General features: G+C 37.6%; 29 protein-coding genes and 1 other annotated feature. Of the genes, 20 read left to right on the top strand and 9 right to left on the bottom strand.

Annotation, left to right across the window (positions count from 1 at the left end; translation table 11 throughout):
• Nucleotides 1–41: 41 nt before the first annotated feature.
• From ACGLXV_RS12275 to ACGLXV_RS12235, 9 genes are all read left to right on the top strand, one after another.
• Nucleotides 42–1,139: a D-TA family PLP-dependent enzyme gene (locus ACGLXV_RS12275; protein ID WP_391558823.1), complete on the top strand. Its 1,098-nt coding sequence runs from the start codon at nucleotides 42–44 to the stop codon at nucleotides 1,137–1,139.
• A 384-nt stretch (nucleotides 1,140–1,523) separates the two neighbouring features.
• Complete coding sequence (locus ACGLXV_RS12270) at nucleotides 1,524–1,856, top strand: nuclear transport factor 2 family protein (RefSeq protein WP_391558822.1); 333 nt, start codon at nucleotides 1,524–1,526, stop codon at nucleotides 1,854–1,856.
• Nucleotides 1,857–1,958: 102 nt separating this feature from the next.
• Nucleotides 1,959–2,183 (top strand) — a binding site (T-box leader).
• Between the two features lie 46 nt (nucleotides 2,184–2,229).
• Complete coding sequence (locus tag ACGLXV_RS12265) at nucleotides 2,230–3,921, top strand: 2-isopropylmalate synthase (RefSeq protein ID WP_391558821.1); 1,692 nt, start codon at nucleotides 2,230–2,232, stop codon at nucleotides 3,919–3,921.
• A 688-nt stretch (nucleotides 3,922–4,609) separates the two neighbouring features.
• The gene (locus tag ACGLXV_RS12260) at nucleotides 4,610–5,173 is read left to right on the top strand and encodes a CBO0543 family protein (protein WP_391558820.1); all 564 of its coding nucleotides are present in this window, start codon (nucleotides 4,610–4,612) and stop codon (nucleotides 5,171–5,173) included.
• A gap of 97 nt (nucleotides 5,174–5,270) precedes the next feature.
• Entirely contained in the window at nucleotides 5,271–5,687 is a 417-nt protein-coding gene (locus ACGLXV_RS12255; protein ID WP_119708296.1) for an RrF2 family transcriptional regulator, read from the top strand.
• A gap of 65 nt (nucleotides 5,688–5,752) precedes the next feature.
• Nucleotides 5,753–6,052, top strand: a complete 300-nt coding sequence (locus ACGLXV_RS12250; protein ID WP_391558819.1) for an iron-sulfur cluster assembly accessory protein — start codon at nucleotides 5,753–5,755, stop codon at nucleotides 6,050–6,052.
• A 51-nt stretch (nucleotides 6,053–6,103) separates the two neighbouring features.
• A complete protein-coding gene (locus tag ACGLXV_RS12245) occupies nucleotides 6,104–6,466 on the top strand; it encodes an IDEAL domain-containing protein (protein ID WP_391558877.1) in 363 nt (120 codons plus the stop codon).
• A gap of 16 nt (nucleotides 6,467–6,482) precedes the next feature.
• Nucleotides 6,483–6,797, top strand: coding sequence for a thioredoxin (gene trxA / locus ACGLXV_RS12240; RefSeq protein ID WP_119708299.1), 315 nt, complete (start codon nucleotides 6,483–6,485; stop codon nucleotides 6,795–6,797).
• A gap of 36 nt (nucleotides 6,798–6,833) precedes the next feature.
• On the top strand, nucleotides 6,834–7,865 hold the full coding sequence (locus ACGLXV_RS12235) for an NADH:flavin oxidoreductase/NADH oxidase (protein WP_391558818.1): 1,032 nt from the start codon (nucleotides 6,834–6,836) through the stop codon (nucleotides 7,863–7,865).
• A gap of 36 nt (nucleotides 7,866–7,901) precedes the next feature.
• On the opposite strand, the gene ACGLXV_RS12230 is transcribed toward ACGLXV_RS12235, so the two are convergent.
• Entirely contained in the window at nucleotides 7,902–8,222 is a 321-nt protein-coding gene (locus ACGLXV_RS12230; protein WP_391558817.1) for a hypothetical protein, read from the bottom strand.
• Nucleotides 8,223–8,303: 81 nt separating this feature from the next.
• Here ACGLXV_RS12230 and ACGLXV_RS12225 point away from each other — a divergent pair, with 81 nt between their 5' ends.
• The 4 genes from ACGLXV_RS12225 (at nucleotide 8,304) to ACGLXV_RS12210 (ending at nucleotide 11,013) form a co-directional block, all read left to right on the top strand.
• Complete coding sequence (locus ACGLXV_RS12225) at nucleotides 8,304–8,867, top strand: histidine phosphatase family protein (RefSeq protein WP_391558816.1); 564 nt, start codon at nucleotides 8,304–8,306, stop codon at nucleotides 8,865–8,867.
• Nucleotides 8,868–8,869: 2 nt separating this feature from the next.
• Nucleotides 8,870–9,409 (top strand): GNAT family N-acetyltransferase, encoded by a 540-nt coding sequence (locus tag ACGLXV_RS12220; protein ID WP_391558876.1) that lies wholly within the window; start codon nucleotides 8,870–8,872, stop codon nucleotides 9,407–9,409.
• Between the two features lie 274 nt (nucleotides 9,410–9,683).
• Entirely contained in the window at nucleotides 9,684–10,028 is a 345-nt protein-coding gene (locus ACGLXV_RS12215) for a PadR family transcriptional regulator (protein WP_391558815.1), read from the top strand.
• Nucleotides 10,015–11,013: an HAAS signaling domain-containing protein gene (locus tag ACGLXV_RS12210; protein WP_391558875.1), complete on the top strand. Its 999-nt coding sequence runs from the start codon at nucleotides 10,015–10,017 to the stop codon at nucleotides 11,011–11,013. Before ACGLXV_RS12215 ends, ACGLXV_RS12210 begins: the two co-directional genes overlap by 14 nt.
• Nucleotides 11,014–11,311: 298 nt before the next feature.
• On the opposite strand, the gene ACGLXV_RS12205 is transcribed toward ACGLXV_RS12210, so the two are convergent.
• From ACGLXV_RS12205 to ACGLXV_RS12195, 3 genes are all read right to left on the bottom strand, one after another.
• Nucleotides 11,312–11,749 (bottom strand): GNAT family N-acetyltransferase, encoded by a 438-nt coding sequence (locus ACGLXV_RS12205; RefSeq protein ID WP_119708303.1) that lies wholly within the window; start codon nucleotides 11,747–11,749, stop codon nucleotides 11,312–11,314.
• Between the two features lie 219 nt (nucleotides 11,750–11,968).
• Nucleotides 11,969–13,288: a prolyl oligopeptidase family serine peptidase gene (locus tag ACGLXV_RS12200; RefSeq protein WP_391558814.1), complete on the bottom strand. Its 1,320-nt coding sequence runs from the start codon at nucleotides 13,286–13,288 to the stop codon at nucleotides 11,969–11,971.
• A 256-nt stretch (nucleotides 13,289–13,544) separates the two neighbouring features.
• A complete protein-coding gene (locus ACGLXV_RS12195) occupies nucleotides 13,545–14,069 on the bottom strand; it encodes a DinB family protein (protein WP_391558813.1) in 525 nt (174 codons plus the stop codon).
• An 85-nt stretch (nucleotides 14,070–14,154) separates the two neighbouring features.
• Between ACGLXV_RS12195 and ACGLXV_RS12190 the strand changes: the two genes are divergently transcribed.
• The 6 genes from ACGLXV_RS12190 to ACGLXV_RS12165 all read left to right on the top strand — a co-directional run bounded on the left by ACGLXV_RS12190 (nucleotide 14,155) and on the right by ACGLXV_RS12165 (nucleotide 18,917).
• Complete coding sequence (locus ACGLXV_RS12190) at nucleotides 14,155–14,913, top strand: GNAT family N-acetyltransferase (RefSeq protein WP_391558812.1); 759 nt, start codon at nucleotides 14,155–14,157, stop codon at nucleotides 14,911–14,913.
• A 194-nt stretch (nucleotides 14,914–15,107) separates the two neighbouring features.
• Nucleotides 15,108–15,605 carry a hypothetical protein gene (locus ACGLXV_RS12185; RefSeq protein WP_391558811.1) on the top strand — a complete coding sequence of 166 codons (498 nt, stop codon included), beginning with the start codon at nucleotides 15,108–15,110 and terminating at the stop codon, nucleotides 15,603–15,605.
• Between the two features lie 342 nt (nucleotides 15,606–15,947).
• Complete coding sequence (locus tag ACGLXV_RS12180; protein ID WP_391558874.1) at nucleotides 15,948–16,652, top strand: CAP domain-containing protein; 705 nt, start codon at nucleotides 15,948–15,950, stop codon at nucleotides 16,650–16,652.
• A 139-nt stretch (nucleotides 16,653–16,791) separates the two neighbouring features.
• The gene (locus ACGLXV_RS12175; RefSeq protein ID WP_391558810.1) at nucleotides 16,792–17,217 is read left to right on the top strand and encodes a hypothetical protein; all 426 of its coding nucleotides are present in this window, start codon (nucleotides 16,792–16,794) and stop codon (nucleotides 17,215–17,217) included.
• A 206-nt stretch (nucleotides 17,218–17,423) separates the two neighbouring features.
• Nucleotides 17,424–18,335: a ParA family protein gene (locus ACGLXV_RS12170; protein WP_391558809.1), complete on the top strand. Its 912-nt coding sequence runs from the start codon at nucleotides 17,424–17,426 to the stop codon at nucleotides 18,333–18,335.
• A 9-nt stretch (nucleotides 18,336–18,344) separates the two neighbouring features.
• The gene (locus ACGLXV_RS12165; protein WP_391558808.1) at nucleotides 18,345–18,917 is read left to right on the top strand and encodes a hypothetical protein; all 573 of its coding nucleotides are present in this window, start codon (nucleotides 18,345–18,347) and stop codon (nucleotides 18,915–18,917) included.
• Between the two features lie 20 nt (nucleotides 18,918–18,937).
• Here the strand turns inward: ACGLXV_RS12165 and ACGLXV_RS12160 are convergent, their stop codons facing one another.
• The 5 genes from ACGLXV_RS12160 to ACGLXV_RS12140 all read right to left on the bottom strand — a co-directional run bounded on the left by ACGLXV_RS12160 (nucleotide 18,938) and on the right by ACGLXV_RS12140 (nucleotide 21,365).
• Nucleotides 18,938–19,306 carry a DMT family transporter gene (locus ACGLXV_RS12160; protein WP_391558807.1) on the bottom strand — a complete coding sequence of 123 codons (369 nt, stop codon included), beginning with the start codon at nucleotides 19,304–19,306 and terminating at the stop codon, nucleotides 18,938–18,940.
• Nucleotides 19,303–19,629 carry a DMT family transporter gene (locus ACGLXV_RS12155; RefSeq protein WP_391558806.1) on the bottom strand — a complete coding sequence of 109 codons (327 nt, stop codon included), beginning with the start codon at nucleotides 19,627–19,629 and terminating at the stop codon, nucleotides 19,303–19,305. Before ACGLXV_RS12155 ends, ACGLXV_RS12160 begins: the two co-directional genes overlap by 4 nt.
• Nucleotides 19,630–19,634: 5 nt before the next feature.
• Nucleotides 19,635–20,183, bottom strand: coding sequence for a TetR/AcrR family transcriptional regulator (locus tag ACGLXV_RS12150; RefSeq protein ID WP_391558805.1), 549 nt, complete (start codon nucleotides 20,181–20,183; stop codon nucleotides 19,635–19,637).
• Between the two features lie 105 nt (nucleotides 20,184–20,288).
• Complete coding sequence (locus ACGLXV_RS12145) at nucleotides 20,289–20,915, bottom strand: nitroreductase family protein (protein WP_391558804.1); 627 nt, start codon at nucleotides 20,913–20,915, stop codon at nucleotides 20,289–20,291.
• A gap of 21 nt (nucleotides 20,916–20,936) precedes the next feature.
• Nucleotides 20,937–21,365: a MarR family winged helix-turn-helix transcriptional regulator gene (locus ACGLXV_RS12140; protein WP_391558803.1), complete on the bottom strand. Its 429-nt coding sequence runs from the start codon at nucleotides 21,363–21,365 to the stop codon at nucleotides 20,937–20,939.
• A gap of 201 nt (nucleotides 21,366–21,566) precedes the next feature.
• Between ACGLXV_RS12140 and ACGLXV_RS12135 the strand changes: the two genes are divergently transcribed.
• A partial coding sequence (locus ACGLXV_RS12135) for a GNAT family N-acetyltransferase (RefSeq protein ID WP_391558802.1) occupies nucleotides 21,567–22,055 on the top strand: 489 nt, incomplete at its 3' end.

Here is a 22,055-nt window from a genome sequence, read left to right as displayed (position 1 = left end):
TTGTATAATGAATGTAAATACGATATAAAGGAGTGTATTCATTGTACAAGTTAGACACACCTTCATTGCTTCTTGACTATCAAAAGCTTTTAACAAACATAAACGAAATGTCATCCTTTGCAAAAGAACAAGGAATCGCTTACCGTCCACATATTAAAACACATAAGTCGATAAAAATTGCCCAGCTACAGATGGAAGCGGGTGCCGTTGGGATTACAACAGCAAAAATCAGTGAAGCTGAAGTGATGGCTGCTGGTGGAATCAAAGATATATTGATTGCTTATCCCATCTCTAGCCCTGATAAAATCAAACGATTAGTCAAGCTACTCGAGCAAGGAGTTCAAGTAAAGATTGCTGTCGATAATAAGGTAGCATTATCGTATTTGCAAAGAGAGCTAGAACATACTCCCTTTACACTTGAAGTATGGATCAAAGTAAATTCTGGACTGAATCGTTGTGGAGTGGAACCAGGAAAGAAAGCGGTCATCTTAGCGAAAGCGATCATGACTCACTCCAAGTTAAAGCTTGGCGGTATTTTTACTCACGCAGGTCATTCCTATGCTGCGAAAACAATGGACGAGATTGAAAAGATTGGACATCACGAAGGCCTGAGCGTTGTCGAAAGTGCGGAACAGTGTGAAAAAGAGGGTATCCGAATTCCTGTTCGTAGTGTCGGTTCAACACCAACCTATAAGAAGGCTGGTAAAGTAGCAGGCGTGACGGAAATTCGACCTGGAAATGCTGTGTTTTACGATGCTATTCAGGCTGGGTTGGGTGTGACATCAATTGAGAATTGTGCCCTTACACTACTTGCTTCAGTAGTGGGAGTCTACAAGGATCGCGTCATTTTTGATACAGGAAGTAAATCACTTTGCTTAGACAAAGGAGCACATGGAAACCAGACCGTTACTGGCTTTGGACATGTAATGGGACACCCAGAAATCGTCATTGAACGCCTGTCGGAGGAACATGGAGTTGGGGATTTGTTACAGGAGACAACATTAAAGCTAAATGATAAAGTGCAAATTATTCCAAATCATGCATGTACGGTGGTTAACCAGTTTGACGAATATGTGGTACACGAGAATGGTCGTGTGATGGATGTTTGGAAGGTAGATGGTCGAGGAATGGTTAAGTAAATTTAAGGTTTATTCAGACAGAGACGATACCCTCAGAACAAAACGAGTCCGAAACAGGGTCTCATTAGGACAAAAACCACAGGGATACTCCAACCCAAGTCCGAATAAAGGATGAATTAGGACAGAAGCCGCTTGTGTAAGCGAACCGGAGTCCGAAACAGGGTCTCATTAGGACAAAAACCACTGAAAAGAACCAATCCAGGTCCGAAAAAAGGTCCTATTAAGACAGGAACAACTTCGATAATCTAAAGGGAGTTCAAATTATGGACAAGATCAAACAAACCGTCTTCATCACCAAGCATTACATTGCTAAAAGCTCTAAGTAACTAAGACAAAGAAATACTATGTTAAAATAAGTTCATTATTATTAATGAGGTGAACCCATTGTCCATAGAAAACATCGTTCAACAACAAATTGAATTTTACAACGCCGGAGATCTAGAAGGTTTCGCCAGTACATATTCCGATGACATCACTGTCTACACTTTCCCAGACAACACCGTTACACTAAGCGGAAAGCAAGCACTGATCGAACGATATACAGAAACCTTTAAAAAGAACATGCACGCAGAAATTAAAAATCGCTCTATTGTCGGAAACAAAGTGATTGATTGGGAGTTTGCGACCAACGGGTTAACAGGTGAAACGGTGAGCTTAATGGCCATTTACGAGGTGGATAACAACCTTATTTCAAAGGTCTGGTTTATCAGAGAGTAAAAGTTTTATAAATAAACTTTATTTTTGCACAAATGAAAATTTTTCAAAAATCCGGTTGACTTATCCCATCACTCGTAATAGAATTAAGAAAATTTAAAAAGTTGAAACACAGTGAATGGGAGCATTAAGGATCATTTATTGTTTAGAGAGCTGTCGGTTGGTGAAAGACAGTCAATAAATCCCCCAACTCGCCCAGAAGTGGTAAGGCTGAAGTGGTAGTAGGCCTTAACGGATGACAACCGTAATCAAGTCATAAAGTGGGTTTGTTGTGTTAACGAACAAACCAAAAAGAGTGGTACCACGTAGGCAAAGCCTGTCGTCTCTTATGAGATGATGGGCTTTTTATATTTTCTGAAGAAAGGTCGTTGTGACAATGGAAAAATTTGAGAAGTACTCTAGAAGTTATTTTATGCCTCCTGTCAAAAGTATGAAGTGGATGGAGAAGGAATACATTACCGAAGCGCCTTTATGGTGTAGTGTGGATTTAAGGGACGGAAACCAAGCGTTGGTTGTTCCGTTAACACTTGAAGAAAAGCTAGAGTACTTCCAATTGCTCGTAAAAATTGGGTTCAAAGAAATTGAAGTTGGCTTTCCAGCTGCCTCTGAAACGGAGTACACATTTTTACGTACATTGATTGAGCAAAACTTAATCCCAGACGATGTGACGATCCAAGTGCTAACACAATCAAGAGATCATATCATCAAGAAAACGTTCGAATCGCTTCAAGGTGTGAAAAAAGCTGTTGTTCACTTATATAATTCAACGTCTGTTGCTCAAAGAGAACAGGTGTTTAGAAAAACAAAAGAGGAAATCATTGATATTGCGGTAACAGGTGCGAAGCTACTACAGAAGTATGCGGCTGAAACAGAAGGGGAGTTTGTTTTCCAATATTCACCTGAGAGCTTTACCGGAACGGAAATGGAGTTTGCCTTAGATATTTGTAATCGAGTCCTTGACGTGTGGCAGCCAACAGCTGAGAACAAGGTGATAATTAATCTACCTGCAACGGTTTCTCACTCGATGCCACATGTGTATGCCAGCCAGATCGAGTACATCAGTGATCACTTAAGCTACCGAGACAACGTAATTCTTTCGATTCACCCGCATAATGACCGTGGCAGCGGAATTGCCGATGCTGAATTGGCGGTATTAGCAGGAGGACAACGAATTGAGGGAACATTGTTCGGAAACGGTGAAAGAACAGGGAATGTCGATATCGTGACACTAGCTCTGAACCTTTACTCACACGGTGTGGATCCAAAGCTAAACTTTGAAAATGTCATAGAAATCATGGAAACATATGAGCGCTTAACAAAGATGAAGGTTCATGAAAGACATCCGTATGCTGGGAAGCTTGTGTTTACGGCGTTCTCTGGTTCCCATCAAGATGCGATTACAAAGGGCTTTAAGTGGCGGGAAGAAAAGGAAAATGTAGCATGGAATGTTCCTTACTTAGTCATCGATCCTAAGGATATTGGAAGAGAATACGAGGGAGATATTATTCGTATCAATAGCCAATCGGGTAAAGGCGGAATTGGTTATCTTCTAGAACAGCAATACGGCTTTGATCTTCCACCGAAAATGCGGGAACACTTTGGGTATGCCGTCAAAAATGTTTCTGATCATGAAAATAAAGAGCTTATGCCAAATGAGATTTACAACATCTTTATCAATGGTTATGTGAATATTACTGATCCAATTCAGTTCATTCAGTCTAAAACGGCTAAAAATGAAAACTATGATACGATCGTCACGGTTAAGTATGAAGGCATTGAAATGGATATTCCGGGTGTAGGTAATGGCCGCTTGGATGCGGTGAGCAATGCACTACAAACGAAGTTCGGGATCGAGGTTGCTGATTTAGAGTACAAACAGCATGCCCAAGAAATCGGCTCGAAATCCAATGCCGTCTCTTATATTGGCATAAAAGATCAAACTGGAAACGTCCATTGGGGCTGTGGAATTGACACAGATATTATGACTTCATCCATCCGTGCATTGTTTAGTGCCGTGAATTCTTTGGTGAAAAGCAATCAAAAAATAGAAGCCATTGCCCATAAATAACAGATATCGCTAAAAAAGCCTAAATCTTATTTGGATTTAGGCTTTTTACATGTAAGTCATTCTTAAGGTTTACTATATTTTGCTACTAAAATTCCCCTACTATGGAAAAAAAGACCTGTCCGATGTGGTATAATAGAGTAGACAATTGCATATAGGCAGGGTGGGGCGGTTGAGCCTTCCGTAGGGGAGGTGATAAATATCGTTGATTTGAATACCGCAATGTTTATGATATCGCTGGTAACTCTAATCATACTTTTGATTGATAAAATAAAAAAGTAAAACCCACCCTGATCTTGGCGGACAGGTGGGCTCTACTCAGAAAACACTAATGTTCATGCCAATCGCATCATTCTGCGATTATGCGTTGTCAAGGTAAGCGTAGTGTTTAGAGCACTGCGCTTATTTTTAGTATTTGGAATATCTATCCTTATTATAGACTAATTTTATAAAAAAATAAATGAATTAGAATGGAATCTTATAACAAATTCCTGACCGGAAACTAAATGCCGATAGAGGAAAGACTAACTACCAGTATCATACTACACGTAGAGGTAAGAAAAACAACAAATGGAAACAAAGCTACACTGGGATCAGCGGACTATAGGATAATTACCAATACCTTTGGAAAAAATATATCTTTAATATGGTAAAAAAACTATTTAGGAATTCTAATAGAAGGAACAAAATCATGATTATTCCAAAAGAAGCTGCTAAAAAGATAGATACTGTTTATAAGGATTTAGTTAAGGCTGACCAAAAGGACCATGATATTTGGTTTGAATATGTGTTTTTATCCTGGCAATGGTGGCTTTGTATCATACTTTCGATCATTCCATGGGTATTATGGTGGAAATATAGAAAAAAAGAGTCCACGAATCGTTTATTACTCGGGGGATTTTTTATTATGTTCATTTCAACGCTCCTAGACTCTTATGGAACAGAACTAGGTTTTTGGGATTACAGATATGAACCTGTTCCGTTCCTTCCATCTTTCGTCCCATGGGATTTAAGTCTTCTTCCTATTACTTTCCTTGTTCTTGTGCAAATAAAACCCAATATCTCTCCAATTTTAAAAGCCATGCTCTATTCGTTTTTTAGCTCATTTATTGGTGAACCTTTTTTTGAATACTTAGGATTTTATCAATCAATAAATTGGAACCATCTGTATTCATTTCCTATTCATTTCTTGATATTTCTAATTGGTTATTTCCTTGTTACAGGCAAGAATTTTGAGGAGATAAAAAATAAATAGGCAATGAATGTTTTGTGGGAATAGGTTTTTGCACTTGACATGTTTTACTGTAACGAATATTATTACAGTAAGAAAAACAATTCGTAGGAGGCAACCCATGAATAGTGATTTCACCCTTGCGATTCACAGTTTAACTCTTCTGGCGTTGCAGCCGGACCGAATGTCAACCAGTGAGTACATCGCGGAGAGTGCAGGAGTACATCCCGTTCGTATTCGCAAAGTGCTTAGCTTGTTAAAGAAGAATGGCTTTATCACATCAAAAGAAGGTACAGGTGGCGGATTTATTTTTGCCTTGGACTTGGATCAGGTTAATCTTTGGGATATTTATCAAATCACATCTGAAGGTGCTCTCCAGCCAAAATGTACAGAGTCTAACGGTCAGTGCATTGTAGGAGCGAATATGAAAAGCGTTCTATTCTCCATCTTTATGGGAGCAGAAGAACATCTAGGTGTATATTTGAAAGAATACACAATAAAAGAAGTAGTTGAATTAGTGAAACAAAAAGAAACATAATTAGCTCGTTTCTTTTTCGAATAAATGTAATAAAAATCATTACAGATGAAAAAGGAGACCTACCCATGAAAGTGAAAATCAATCGTAATGCAGCGAAGGTTTTAAAGAAAATGTTGGAAAGTGAAGAGGCTCAAGGAAAGATGGTTCGTGTATACGTGACAGAAAATCATGTGAATCACGCACACTTTGACCTAAAGCTTGATACACCAACCGAGCATGATGAAATTGTAAAAACAGACAAAGATATTGAAATTCTGTTAGATCGTCGTGAAAGCTTTTTAGATGGCGTATGGATTCAATATTTCTTTTTACCAAAAGAAGAATTTATGATTACGAATCCATCAACAGGATTTCACCAGCATTAATCACTAGGTAAAATGTAAAATAAAACATTACAGTTAAGGTGGTGCAACGTGATGAAACCTTTCCAAGTGGGAGATTGGGTAAGAGGGAAAACAAACTACGGGGAGTTGTTTCATGGCTATATTCAAAGCGATGAACCATTCTCACAGAACATGAAAGTCAGAGTCATCAAGAGTGACAATGAAGAGATGGAGGGAAAGGTGATCTCAGCGAATTCTATTAAAATGAGACGCTTAGAAACATCCGCAACCTATTCCAAGGATTCAATCCTTGCATTAATTGATATTGCCCTTTTGATCAAGGACAAAGAATGGTTTATGGAACTTACCTCCTTGTTAACGAAGCCAACCAAACTTGAAGCGCAAATGATTAATAAACCAGCGAACAATCGCATAGAAAAAAGACAGAACATATAAAGAAAGAGGGATAAACATGAGCATTGTGAACATTACTGATGATACGTTTAAAAATGAAATAAGCAACGGGTTAGTCCTTGTTGACTTCTGGGCACCTTGGTGTGGACCATGTAAAATGATTGCGCCTGTTCTAGAAGAAATCAACGAAGAAATGGGAGACCAAGTAAAAATTGCTAAACTAAATGTAGACGATAACCAAGTCACAACAGGTGAATTTGGAGTCATGAGTATTCCAACCCTGCTTTTATTTAAAGACGGGGAAGTGGTCGAAAAGGTTATAGGATTCCAACCTAAGGAAAATCTAGTAGAGGTAATATCTAAACATCTTTAATAAAAAACGTGCCCTGCACCAAAAAGGAGTTTAACGATGAATCATTTATTCACCCCTTATGAAATCAAAGGATTATCATTAAAAAACCGTGTCGTAATGCCACCTATGTGCCAATATTCTGTTACGAATAAGGATGGAATTGCTACAGATTGGCATTATGTGCATTATGTAAGCCGCGCCATTGGTGGTGCCAGCCTAATCATTATTGAAATGACAGACGTAGAGCCAGACGGCCGCATTAGTGATTACGATTTAGGATTATGGTCTGACGAACAAATCCCTGCACTTGCTCGCATTGTGGAAGCTTGTCATCAGCACGGGGCAAAGGTAGGCATCCAAATTGCGCATGCTGGACGTAAAGCGCAGGATGCAGCTGAACCCGTTGCACCATCTGCTATTCCGTTTGATGGGAATTCAAAAACACCAAGAGAACTTTCCAACGTGGAAGTAAAAGAAATGGTTGAAAAATTCCGTCTAGCCGTTCGACGTGCTGTTCAGGCGGGGGTTGACGTGATTGAACTTCACGGGGCACATGGATATTTGATTCACCAATTCACCTCTCCATTCACGAATAAAAGAACCGATGAATATGGTCAAGAGCTAACCAAGTTTGGCCGTGAAGTCATAGAAGCTGCAAAAAGCGAAATGCCTGAAGATATGCCTTTAATCATGCGAATCTCTGCTAGAGAGTATGTGGAAGGTGGATATGGTATTAACGAAAGCATCGAGTTCTCAAGAGTATTCCAGCAAGCGGGAGTAGATATGTTCCACGTAAGTGCGGGTGGAGAAGGACCAATCGCTGCTGCCGGTAAACCTGGTACACATGTGGCGTATCAAGTACCGCTAGCTAGAGCAATCAAAGAAGAACTAAATGTTCCCGTTATTGCCGTTGGTCGTTTAGATGAACCATCTCTTGCAAACTCCGTAATTGGAAATGAAGACGCCGATCTTGTCGCGGTTGGAAGAGGAATGCTTAGAAATCCTTATTGGGCACTCGAAGCAGCAACGGTATTAAAGAAGGAAGTAGCATTACCGAAGCAGTATGAAACTGGTTTTCCGAGAAATTAAGGATATATTTGTATATATTTGAAAAACGCTCAGAGATTATCTTTGAGCTTTTTTCGTGTAAAAATTATGGCGGGTTGCGGTTCTATAAATCATTAGATTCAAGATTATTAAAAGAAAAAGGAAAAAAAATAAGTACATAATATAAGGATCACCACCTGAATATATTCCATCTGCTAAATACCCACCAATGATTCCAGTGATTGTTGACACCAATAATGTAATGCCACTAAACAAGACAATCGTAAATCCATTAACGAGTTTTTTCTGTTTAAATGGTCCCATCATAAGCAAGGTGATTAGTAGAGAACTCCCTATAAAGATAAGTAATATAACTTTTAGAAAAAAATATATTTCCATTGAGTGCCACCCCTTCCAACCTGCGATATACTTATTTTGGCATATTTTTACATTTTATATAATTTGCTAGGGAGAGATTTGATGACAAATATATATTTTGTGAGACACGCTCACTCTACCTATTCACCTGATGAAATGGAAAGGCCTTTATCTGAAAAGGGCTATCTGGATGCTTTAAGGGTCACTGAGTTATTAAAAGAAGAGAACATCGATGTGGTCGTTTCAAGCCCGTATAAACGAGCCTTTCAAACCGTGCAGGGGACGGCAGATTTTTTTCATAAAAAGATTGAGATAGTAGAAGAATGTAAAGAACGTCTATTAACTACATCTCCTGCTGAAAACTTTACCAATGCCATCACAAAGGTATGGGAGGACTACAACTTTTCATGGGAGGGTGGCGAGTCTAATTTCTTTGCACAACAACGTGGTATAAAGGGTATTTACCAGATTTTGGATAAATATAAAAATAAAAATATCGTGATTGGTATTCACGGGAATATTATGGTATTAATCATGAATTATTTTAATCATCAATACGATTTTACCTTCTGGAAAGAACTTGATATGCCTGATATTTATAAATTAACTTTTGAAGGTAGAGAACTAAAGGAAGTAAAGAGAATATGGAGAAGAATTCCACAATGATCATAGGGAATGTTGAGATTCGAAGACCAAAACCTTCAGATGTACTTGAATTACATGAGTTTTTTAGAAGGGTCATAATGGATACGTTTATAAAAGAAGGTATCGGAGACTTATTGGATGATATTGAACAGGAAATAACAACAAAGAAGGATTATTTAAGGAAAGACTTAGAAAGTGGCGGTAAAGATAGGTATTTCCTCATTGCTTTATATGGAAATAAAATCGTTGGAACCATTGAGTATGGTCCAACAAGTGAGCTTATCAAACAATGTACAAACGATGTTTTAAAGGATCTGAATGAAGTGGGGACAGTTTTTGTTCATCCAGATTATCAAAGACAGGGAATTGGTAATAAGTTATTAATTAAGATGTACGTAGCTCTAAGGAATCATGGAATCGAAGAGTTTTGTTTAGATTCTGGATATACAAGTGCACAAAAAATTTGGAAAAAGAAATATGGAGCACCAAATTTTTTGTTAGAAGATTATTGGAGGAAAGGTGTACATCATATGATCTGGAGGATAAAGTTAGAATTTCAATAGCAAAGATCTCAAACATTCATTTTTAGTTGAAGATTGAAATAATAGCTTCAAGGAATTTGGCCAATTAACAGAGATGTCTTTTATTATCTTATAAGAATTGTTTATTTCTCTTTAGAAGAGCAGGTACCTCAATGGTATCTCCTTTACGTTTATCAAATATCTTTTTTCAAATTTAGGAGTTCAATTTCAATTGTTGTTGTAACGATAATACTGTACGATACATAGTATAAAACATATACTGTATGACATATAGTAATAAAAATGAGGTGGGTGAATGAGTGATTTATTGAATTCATTAACAACAGAGCTTAGGAGAGGAACATTGACACTTGCGGTTTTAAGTCAGTTGAGAACCGCCCAATATGGATATTCACTTGTACAATTATTGGAGGAATCTGGGGTTTCTATTGATCAAAGTACCTTATATCCATTGCTTCGCAGATTAGAAAAACAAGAGTTGGTAACAAGTAGTTGGGATACTACTGAGAGTCGACCACGGAAGTATTATGTATTAAGTGAATATGGGTTAGAAGTATTTCTACAGTTGAAAAAGGAATGGATGAAGAATACTAAACAGCTTTATCGCATATTAAAGGAGGAAGATGATGAATTTAATTGAGGTGTATATTCAAGAAGTTACTCGGAGGCTTCCTGAGAAAAATCGTGAGGATATCGCACTTGAGTTACGGTCGACTATTGAAGATATGCTATCTGATGACTATAGTGAAGAAGATGTAAAGGTGGCACTTGAAAAACTGGGGAGTCCAGTCTCTTTAGCTAATGGTTATCGTGATCGCCCCATGTACTTAATTGGTCCACGTCATTTTGATGTATATGTTACGTTATTAAAAATGATTTTGCCCATTGCCGCTGTCATTTCTTTCATCTCAATGATTGCAGAATATTTTACAGGATATAATGGCGAGGAAGCAATCATAAATGTAGTATTAGATATTGTTGGTTATGGAATAGGGAGAATTCTTGAGGTAGCCATTCAAACATTCTTTTGGTTAACCATCGTGTTTGCCATTTTAGAAAGAGTGGATAAAGGAAAAGATGACCATCCATTAACAGCAAGCCTTCAAAAATGGACTCCTGATGATTTGAAAAGTATCCCTTATATCCCTAAGAAGAAAGCCATATCCAAGTGTGAAGTATTTGGAGGATTATTATGGACGGCAATCTGGGCGACACTATACTTTTATGCGAATCATCTGGTTGGTGTATATGTAGGGGATGAGGACGGACTAGAATTTGTGACTCCAGCCTTGAATCAAGAAATATTGCTACAGTATTGGTTAATCGTCGGAATGGTGATCCTATTAGAAATCGGATTATCCCTGTATAAATTAATTAAGGGTCAATGGACGAAAAAAATGTCTATATTCAATACGATCCTCCAGGTTTATGCCACTTTTGTTTTTATTGTTATCGTCATCACTCCCAATCTACTAAACCAAGAGTTTATTATATTCATGACAGATATCTTTACTATTAGTGCAAATCATTTTAGAGCGTGGATGGTTGGTGGTGGGATATTTTTCTTTATCTTATCTGCGGCTATCAGTGTGGTTGATGGTTTCCGCAAGGCTAGAGTTCGTTAATATCATTCAAACGATTGGTGAAGGGAGACATTACACTAAAGGATATAATCTAAAACCAAGCGAAAAACTAGTTTGAAAGTTGTTGAACGGTTTTGAAAGCTAACATATAACACAAACCCTAAGGGGCATTAATCTAAGAAGGATTAATGCTCTATTTTTATCTAGTTGGTTCAACGGGTCCGTTGATTGATTTGCACATATCGTGCAGATTATATCAAGACAAATCTCCGAGAATCACAATATACTTATAGAAAGTTCACTTATGAAGGAGTTTTTACCATGCTTCACTCGTTTATTCCTATAAATTTAATTCCATAATGGTTGAGATTTTTTTAAACCCCAGTGATTTATACAATGCTTTAGCTGGATTTCCGGTGAATACATTGAGCTGAATAGTTTGTATTTCTTGCTCATAAAAGTTTTGGATGGCTGCTTTCATTAAATTTTTACCTATACCTGTCTTTCTATAAAAAGGAAATACATATAACTGGTCAATATGTCCGATTGCCTTACCTGTCAACTGATTCCAATCTATCGTTAACAAAATCCAGCCTTTTAGAATCCTGTTCTCCTCTTCAATCAAATAATAGCCCCCGTTATGAATAACTGGGAAAAACATGGTATAAGAATTTTCAAAACTATTAGGTAAATACCCCATAGAGCTCTCGTTAAGCACAGTTCCTGAAAGCCTAAGAATATAGTCAGTTTCTATTGCGTTTCCTTTTCTTATTGTCATAAGTGCACCTCAAATCAAACATATAATGAATAATATATATTTAAAGAAGTTTAATGGTGCTTGATTAACTCACTGACAAGTAAGAAATAAATAACTTTGTTATCTAGGATTTATCGACTTATATGTAATAACAAGTGGGGAAAGAATAAGGATAGGAGAACTCCTAATGGTAAAAGAAAAATGCACTCTTTAAATAGAATGCATTTTTCTTCTAAAATATTATTTCGACTGAGCAGCCATCCATTCCATAATGGTAGTTGTTTTCCCGTCGATCATCGTAGTTGGTACGTTGTTGTAAACATAGATCCAAGACCAATGTCCAGGGTATTGGTATGGAGTACCATCTGCGTTTTTATATAATCCTGACGTATCACGGACATCATCAAACAATGACAAATGAACATTGGTAGCTCCGGCATCAAGTAAACGGTTATAAGTTGGTATAGTGTTTTGTTCAGGTCGAAGAGTAGTGTCATTTTTCGCGTGTACAAACCAAATTGGCGTTTGTTTCAGAGCCTGAATATCATCATCCGAAATTAACGAATCATTTAATCCTTCACAGACAGGGTAGGCAGCTGCAAAGTATCCTGGATAATCACGAACCATGAGCATGGTCATATATCCGCCGTTCGAAGCTCCGCCAATATAGATGCGATCTGGATCCACATCTTTATGATTGGCCACATAATCTTCAATTAAAGCCATAAGAGCCTCTTGATAAATGGATGTTCCATCAGCAGAGCCAGTAACACCTTGCATCCATCTAGTTGGTGTTTGAGGTGCTAATACATGAGCGCCATCAAAGTAGGCCTGGATTTCTTCTGAAGCAAAGGCAGTAGCTTTATTAGCTGAAAGAGGGATGGTTGTATCTGTACCACCTTCACCGCCACCGTGCAGCCAAATGACTAGTGGATTCTTTTCTTGTCCTTTAGTTTTTTGAGGTTCATAGTTTGCATAAGTTAAAGTCGTATCTTCATGCGTGAAACTTCCAGATGAGAAATCGTCAACTAACTCTCTCGTTCCTCCATCACTTGAAGTTACAACTAATCCTGAAATCTTTCCTGAATTGTATACAATATCCTTCACTTGCGTAATTGTATATTCACTATCAACCCAGTCGTTAAATCGATAATAATTCAGAGCAGATCCTAATGTTACAGTTGGTCCTATCTCCATTTCTAATACAACATATTTTCCTCTCACAGCAGGGTTTCCATTTGCATCAGAAACATAAGCTTTGGTAACCTTTCGATTTCCTTCCTCTAAAAATGGATTGGCCAATCTGTCGTCACTTCTTTTCACATGAACGTTAAACGTATCTTTTGTCACCGAATTCTGGGGGATAGGGGTGTTAAGATCGACGATGACCTTTGTAATAGCGGCGCCCCAGTCTTCAATTTCTGTGACCGTTCGATAAGTGGACGAGTTTGTGTCTAATTGGTTAGCAGCGGATGCATCAAGAGTGAATGAAAAGGTCATGGCAGCAGCAAAAGTTACCATCATAGCGGATTTTACACGTTTTTTCATTGTTTTTAACATGTTCTTCTTTTTCCTCCTTTGTGTTAACAAGTATGGGCACAGAAACACTACATTAGGAAAAAAGATGATCCCTCCTCTATCAGATTGTATGTAAGCCCTTACAAATTAAAGGTTATCATGAAGAGGACGATAGGATAAGGGCTGATGTATAGCAATTTTTTGTGTTTACAAGTATTTTTTTATTATATTCAGAAAATTAAAATAAATTTTAAATTAGCAAGAGTCGTATTACCTAATAATGAAGATCAACAGTGAATTACTTTCTCAAAATCCCTAAATATTCCTTCCACGGACCAACATCGGTTTGGTATCGTTTGGCCATCACACGTACAATTTGTGCCATATGGGTTAGATCATGTACGACCCATGTGGAAATCAACTCTCTTACCTTTACCACACCAAAAGCAGGATGGATGCCAGTTAATTCAAGATGTTCCTCTGGACCAACCAATTCTTTCAGCTTTTTGATATTTTGCTCTCTCAATCTTTTATACTGTGTAAACTTTTCCTTCAAACTTTGCTCAGACTTTTGGTCTAAGTGGGCAAAGCGGTCAAAAGGGGGAAAGGGTTTGCTTTTACCGTCTTCTAGGATCATTTGTAAACGAGGAATCCAATTTGTTTTTTCTCCATCAATCAGATGATCAATGACTTCTACGGCATTCCATGTTCCTTCACCTTCACAACTTTCGAGCCAGCCCTCCGATAAACCAACAAGGAACGTTTCTAGGGTGTGGGGTGTTTTTTCCAATACCTCAATCGCTTCTTCAAGTGTAAAATTCATAACTTTTCTCCTTTCCGAATATATAAGGATTCTGGGAACATTGTATAATTAAAATATATACTTTTTTACATAGGGAGAGGCTTTTATGACACCAATCACGTTCAATGATATTCATAAAGTAGGTCATAATATACACGAAACAGAAACATTCACGCATTTCCACTATCCAGAAATGCTATCAAGATATAATAGTAATTTTATAGAATACAAAGCATGGGTATCAAAGGAAGAGTTATTACGTGATATAAAATATTTACGAGATTTTCATGTAAAAAATGGCCAAAAGCATGTGAAGTTTTATTTTCCAGCTGGGGGAGAAATCCCTGATCACATAAAGGCCGTTTTAACTGAAAATGGATTTGAAGTAGAAAAAATGGAATTATACACAATACAGCCAAGCTTGTTTCCACGCGTGGAATCTCACCCAGATATCAGCATTCAACCGGTAAATGACGCTAACTGTGAAGACTTTTTATCCTTACAGTACCAGCAGGATATTCAATTTGGAACGAACTTTGCTGTGGAAAAGATTGCATTGTATAAGCGATTCTTTGAAGATCCTAAAATCGTCCAGTTGCTGGCTTATTACAAAGGAATACCAGTCGGTTCTGTACATTTAATTCTATCTGAAGGCACAGTTGAAATCGATGATTTTTCGGTAAAACCTGATTATCAACGAAAAGGGATCGGTAGTAGGTTACAAAAATACGTCATGGAACATTATTCAGATAAAACGGTTATTTTAGTGGCGGAAGGTAGCGATACGCCAAGAGAAATGTATCAAAGACAAAATTACCAATTGATTGACTTTCAATATGAAGCAACGAAAGTCTATGAATCATAAGAAAAGGAAAAAAGCTGTTACACATTTGGATTTTGTTTAACAGCTTTTTTATTAGAGGGGATTCAACCTTTTAAATATACATCTTCTTCATTCGTCATTCATAAACATAGGTAGAAAATGTTTTATCGAAGTCACAGTATTGTTGTGTAGGGTACTTGTTCATCATGTGCTATTTTTCAATGGAGGTTATGAATATGATTAATTTTTATTCTTTCCAAGGTACCGTTACTATGATTAGTGATTTTAACACTGGGCAAAATGGGGAAACAGCAGGATGTAATAAATTCATTTCGGTTGTGAATGAAACGGGAGCAGTTGTAAATTTCGTCGTTACTCCAAGCACGTATTTCGTTGATCAGGCCGTAGTGGCCGTTGGAGATCGTGTAACGGGTTATTATGATGGAAATGCACCAACTATTCTTATTTATCCTCCACAGTATCAGACACTGGTTATGGTGAAAGAAGCAACAAATCGAAATGTCAAAGTAGATTATTTTAATAATCAGTTGGTGAGTAGCGATGGACAATTGCAGTTAAATCTTTCGCCTTATACGCCAATCTTATTAACGAATGGTCAACCTTTTTCAAGAATCCCTGCGAATCGAGATTTAATTGTCGTCTATGGACCTTCCACTATGAGTATTCCTGCTCAAACTACACCTTATCGGGTCATCGTTTTGTGCTTTCAATAGTTCTATCCTGAAGCTCGTTAATCATAACAAGTTTTTTCGTAAAGTTAGAAATTATATTGAAATATTTGTTATACAACTACTAACAAATAAAACCTGTCAATATCCATTTTTACTATAATTATTGGTGCAACTTGAAAAAAATAGTAGATTTATAGAAATATGGTAACAACCTTTTTTAAAGCGATAAATCCTTTATACGGAAAAGACCAACGAAGTTTTACTAGCGAGTTTTTAGAAGGTACTAGTTAGAACTGTAAATTCCTTCCTGAAATATGACAAAAATCGTATGATACGATGAATTTGTCATGAACGACCAATTGATTTTAGGAGGAAGAACACATGATGAAGAAAAAAGTCATTCTTACAGTGGCTGCAGCGGCAGCATTAGCCGTAGCAAGTCCAATGGCAGAAAAAGCAAGTGCTGCTGAAAACACGACGACCGTTCAACAGAAGGTATACGTGTACCAGGGCTCCAATTTAAATGAATTAAATAGTTATCTACAAAAGTATTTTGCTAATCTAGGAATCAATTTCAATACAAATACAACAACAACGACTGAGACGCAACAGCCAACTCAACCAACAGCTCAGACGCAACAACCAACAGAAACAACAACCCAACCAACTACAACAACAGAACCAACTCAAACCACTCAAACAACAAGCGCATTAAGTGCGTATGAACAAAAAGTAGTTGATCTGACGAACCAAGAGCGTGCGAAAAACGGTTTAGCTGCTTTAAAAGTTGATACGGCTTTAAGTAAAGTAGCTCGCGAAAAGTCACTGGATATGTCAAAGAATGGCTATTTCAGTCATACAAGCCCAACGTACGGTTCGCCTTTTGATATGATGAAGCAGTTTGGAATTTCTTATCAATATGCAGGTGAAAACATTGCGATGGGACAAAGAACTCCAGAAGAAGTTGTACAAGCATGGATGAATAGTGAAGGCCATCGTAAAAATATCTTAAGTGCAAACTTTAACTACATTGGTGTGGGATATGTAGAGTCTGGGAACTACTGGACGCAAATGTTTATCAGTAAATAAGAGATGTTTTGTGGAGCGTATCTGAAGGGATACGCTCTTTTTGTATCCCTTCATTGACATAAGAATGATTGTCCCAAACATACAATGAAAGAATTAGATAGTCATTCAGACGAGTAGTCAATATTAGGAGGGTGTTTACATGTTAAAGCATGTGTGGAAAAGCTATCGAATGATTCAAGAATTGCTCAAAGAATTTCCGGTTAGTCATACCCCTATAGAACAACAAATGACCCCTCTGCTGAATGGTGCAAACACGGTATTATTCTCAACGCTATCAACCTTGCAACAATCCCCGCTCGCAAAAAAACAACTTAAATACTCGTTGTCTGCGATTTATCAAAATGTCGAAGAATTGGACCGACTCATGCGCTCATGGGTACGAGCATCCACCTGGATGGACAGCGCAGACAGCGATGAAATCGAGCGACGTAAGCAATTACTATCTCAGTTAAACGACCAGCTAAAACAGATGGTCCCATATATAGAAGATATTTATGGAATCGAGGAAACCCTTACAATCGTTCCACCGTTATACCGGAGAAAGAAAGGGTTGATGTCTGGGTAATGGGTGGTTTTATTTTACTAGGCATTTTCTTTGTGAATTGGACTTTTAAACCAAAGGATATGCCCAGCTCTGAAAATGGTTATCAAGGGACTTAACCAATGAAAGGTTAGGTCTTTTTTACATGTAGAAAAACCCCCACGCATATACATAAACTGTGAGACAACGAACGGGCCACAGGGGGCGATGAATTTGGGATAATTTCAGTCATGAATTATAAGGGTGGGGTAGGGAAGACAACGGTTACGTCAAACATAGCGGCGGAACTAGCACATCAGGGAAAGAGAGTTCTACTAATTGATTTAGATCCGCAAGCAAATTTAACGCTTTCTTTTGTAAGTTTTGAAGAGTGGCGGAATTTGGACCATCAGAAACGAACGATCAAGGACTGGTATGATGAATTTTTAGATCACAACACGAACGCTCCCTTGAGAAATTCCATTATTTCTCCTTATCAAGTCAACAACAAGCTTCATACTTTTTTTAATCAAGATGGAAAAATAGATCTCATTTGTTCTCACTTAGAATTAATTCATGTGGATATGGAGTTATCAAGTAGGCTTGGTGGACCGACGGATCGGGCGATTCGCGGGAATTATTTACGTGTGTTATCTCTTTTAAAAAGAAATCTAGATTCTCTCAGAGAGGAGTATGATGTGATCTTAATTGATTGCCCCCCGAATTTTAATATTGTAACGCAGAACGCGATGGTGGCGAGCGATTATTACATAGTCCCTGCGAAAGCAGATTATTTATCCACCCTTGGAATTCATACTCTTATACGGCATATCCATATTTTAAAAGATAAATATAATCACCATCTTCGCCAAGGGGACGCTAACCAGTTGACTGAGATTTCACCAGAAATGCTCGGCGTGGTTTTTACGATGATTTCCACCAATGGGAAAAAACCGATTACCATTCAACAAGAATACATGAGACAAGTGAGAAATGATTTTCATATATTTACATCTTATCTGCGTGAAAATAAAACACTGTATGCGGATGCACCTGAGTCAGGCATACCAGTGGTGTTAAAGAAGGTCACAAGGCAGCAAGAAGATGTGATAAAAGAAATTCAAAATCTTGCGATAGAAGTACAGCAACTGGCTAATTTATAGGAGGAGAATATGTCGAAAAAAAATGTTGAAGAAATACTTCAGTTGATGTTAGATACCATGAAGCATTTGTCTGAGGACCAGGTTGAAAAGCTCAGTACAGGTAAAGCAACCCTCCAATATACAGAACTTTCAACCCAAAGCCATCCTTATGAAGAAATTATAGAAGAGATTCATAAAGCAGAAAATTTAAAAGACATTGAACAGCATTTTAAAACTCATACGAAAAAGTCACTCATATCCATTTGTAGATACTTTCAAATTCCTACGAAATCAACGGATACAAAAGCTTTACTAACGAATAAAATAGCCGCTCATTTTGGGAAATCAAAAGTAAAAGTTCCAGAGGAGTCAATAGAGTTCCAAAATATCCAGCAACAGCTTGAAAAAATAGAAACGATCAAGGATGGAAAATCATTTATTAATAACCATGGTACCCTTAAAACCAAAGTAAACTTAATAAAGCTAGCCAAGTCACTAAATGTGTACGTTGATCCCAACAATAAAAAGAAAGACATACAATCAAGAATTGTGGAATCCATTGTCGGTGCTAGACTGAGAGGGAAGGGAATAAGAGAAAGATAAAAAATGTAGGGCTGGAGCGATTATCTGTCCAGCCCTATACTTGTATTCATTTGATCTTGAAACTCTTCCGTCTCTTTCGAAGAATTTAACAGAACAACCCCGCCAATAATAAAAACAATTCCTACTAACATAAGGATCGTAAGAACTTCACCCCAAAAAACCACACCAATCAAGGCAGTCAAAGCGGTCCCTACACCAGACCAAATCGCATAGGCCAAACTGAGTGGAATCGTTTTTAATGATAAAGATAAAAAATAGAATGCTAGACCATAACCGACAGCAACACCCAGTGAAGGGAGCAAGACACTCATTCCATCAGACAGTTTAAGCAAGGAAGTAGCCACTAATTCAGAAATAATGGATATGGATAAAAACAGATAACCTTTCATGAATGAGCTCCTCCTATATTTAATAGTATCACTCCACCGATAATGAGCAGTATGCCCCATGCTTTTTTCCTATTAAAATGTTCCTTGTAAATAAAGACACCAACAAGTGCGGTAAGGGCAGTACCTAAACCTGCCCAAACGGCGTAGGCCACACCGAGTGATAAGGTTTGTAGTGAAAGGGATAAGCAATAAAAAGCCAATCCATAACCAATCACGAGCCCAAGAGTTGGGAAGAGCTTTTTAAATCCATTTGTCGCTTTGAGCATAGAGCTGCCAAACACTTCACAGAGGATCGAAACGATCAAAAGAACATACGCATTCATAGTGGTTACTCCTTCTTTTCCGTCATCGCAAATAACTGTTGAAACACTTCATCTTGCCTCTCTTTTTCTAATGGAGCAATATTTAGCATTTTTGAATAATAAAGACCGTCTAATGCCAAGCGAATAATGGTAGCCGTCACTCGATCGATACCGTCGTTTTCTAATTTCGTTAGAATCGACTGATAACCCTTTGAAATGTCATTTGCTAAATCAGGATCTAGGTAAGACGCTGCAAAGATTCCAACATTTAACTCTGCATTCTGCTCCAAATCTGTTTTAGAAGCTTCGATTAAGGCACGAGTCCATTTCCCTGACTCCAACGAATCTTTTTCAGCAAATTGATCAAAGTTTACATAAAGCTCCTCGAACACAAATTGAGCTAACCCCTTAATTAAACTTTCTTTATTTGGAAAGTGATATAACAATCCGCCTTTACTAATGCCCGCTTGTTTTGCCACCGCGTCTAACGTGAGGGCATTAAAGTCATTTTCAAGTATGATTTGAATAGCAGTTTGTAAGATCAGCCGGCACTTTTGACTCGCTTTTGATTCCATCGTCTCTCTCCTTATACAGTATTGATTACATTTATTGTACCGTCTGGACGGTTTTATTGTCAAAACAAAAAACACCAAACCCATTAAAGATTTGGTGTCAAAAAACTACTTCCAAGTAGTAACTGTATCAACTGGTAAACGATAAGAAGGGCGACCTTCAACGGCTGCTTTTCCAATCGAAATAAGCATAACAGGAACATAGCGATCTTTATCTAAATCGAATGCTTCAGCTATCAATTCTCTATCAAAACCACCGATTGGGTTTGTGTCATATCCGTGTGCACGGGCAACGAGCATAATTTGCATGGATACAAGACTAGCATCCACTAATACCAATTCTTTCATTGATTGGTCTGGCATGTTTTTATAAAGAGGAGCGTACATAGCTAAAAGCTTCTCCTTGATATCTTCCGGCATAAAACCGTGTTCCACTTGTTTTCCATAAATTTCTTCCGCATACTCGATACTGTTCATATCACCAAATACAGCAATTACTGCAGCAGATGTCGATACTTGTGAAGAATTAAATTGAGCAAGCTTCAACATTTTTTCTTTTCCTTCAGGAGTATCCACAACAACAAATCTCCATGGCTGCATATTGATCGAAGACGGAGCAGTAGTTGCTTCTGTTAAAATTTCTGTCATTTCCTCACGGCTGATTTTTACATTAGGGTCATAAGTTTTTACCGAACGACGTCCGTGTAAAATTTCTTTAAAATCCGTATTTTTCATGTTGTGATCACTTTCCTTTTTTTAATATTCTTTTATGTTTGTTTGAATCCGGATTAGCATGGTTACTAATGAACGTAATTCTTCCTCCGAAAAATCATGAAACATTTGATTGATAAAGCTTAGCTTATCTGATTGGCACGTAAGTATGCGTTCGCGTCCTTCATTAGTAAGTTGGACAAATGTTTCTCGATTGTCAGACGGATTTCTTCGCCTTGAAACCATTCCTTCCGATTCCAACTGTTTCAAGTGTCTTGTGATGGCTGCATGATCAATATTGACCACCTTTTGCAAGGAAGACTGTTTGATCTCATCCACCTGATACAATTGATGTAACAATTCATATCTGGATAAGCTAATCTGAGTATTACGCTCAAACTTCGGGCCCATTTGATTACTAAGCTCTTTTAGCAAAAACAAAATATGCTCCTGATCGGGTATGGAATGAGTCATTTCCAAGCCTCCATTACCAAAATAAAATCATTGAGGTATCAATTATTGACCTGTCAATCATAATACGAATATATTTTGAAATCAAGACTTATGCACTTTTTCAGAATATATAAATTTTATTTTAAGATAGTAACATGAGAAAACTAACGTGCAGGAATAGTGAACTATTTTGTAGAAGAGTTACAAAAGAAGGGGAGTGAGATGGTGATAGAAATCAAACAAGCGGACGCGAATCACATTAATGGAATAATCCAGGTTTGTTCGGAAGGGTATCGAGATACCTATAAAGACACCCATACTAAAGAGTATATTGAGCGAATTATAGGTGATTTTTATAATAATAAAAGAGTGGAAGAAGAAGTTTTACATATTAGTGATGGCTGGAATGGCTATTTTGTAGCTATAGATGATGGTGTGGTAGTTGGAGCAATTGGTGGGGGACTGATCGATAAAGACCAAAGTGAGGTTTTTGTCCTTTATTTAGACCCTAATCGACGAGGAGAAGGAATTGGAACCAAGCTCCTACAAGCTTTAACAGAAATTCAACAAAAGAAAGGGTCTAGAAAACAATGGGTTTCTGTTGCAAAAGGAAACGAAAAGGGCATTCCTTTTTATGAAGCTAGGAATTTTCAATTGGTAAATGAACAAACCAGCTATGGAAACACCGATGATGAAGAGTATGTATCTTTA

The sequence above is a fragment of the Robertmurraya sp. genome (assembly GCF_036676585.1).
Classification (GTDB): Bacteria; Bacillota; Bacilli; order Bacillales; family Cytobacillaceae; genus Robertmurraya_A.
This window is presented reverse-complemented; position numbering and strand designations above follow the sequence as displayed.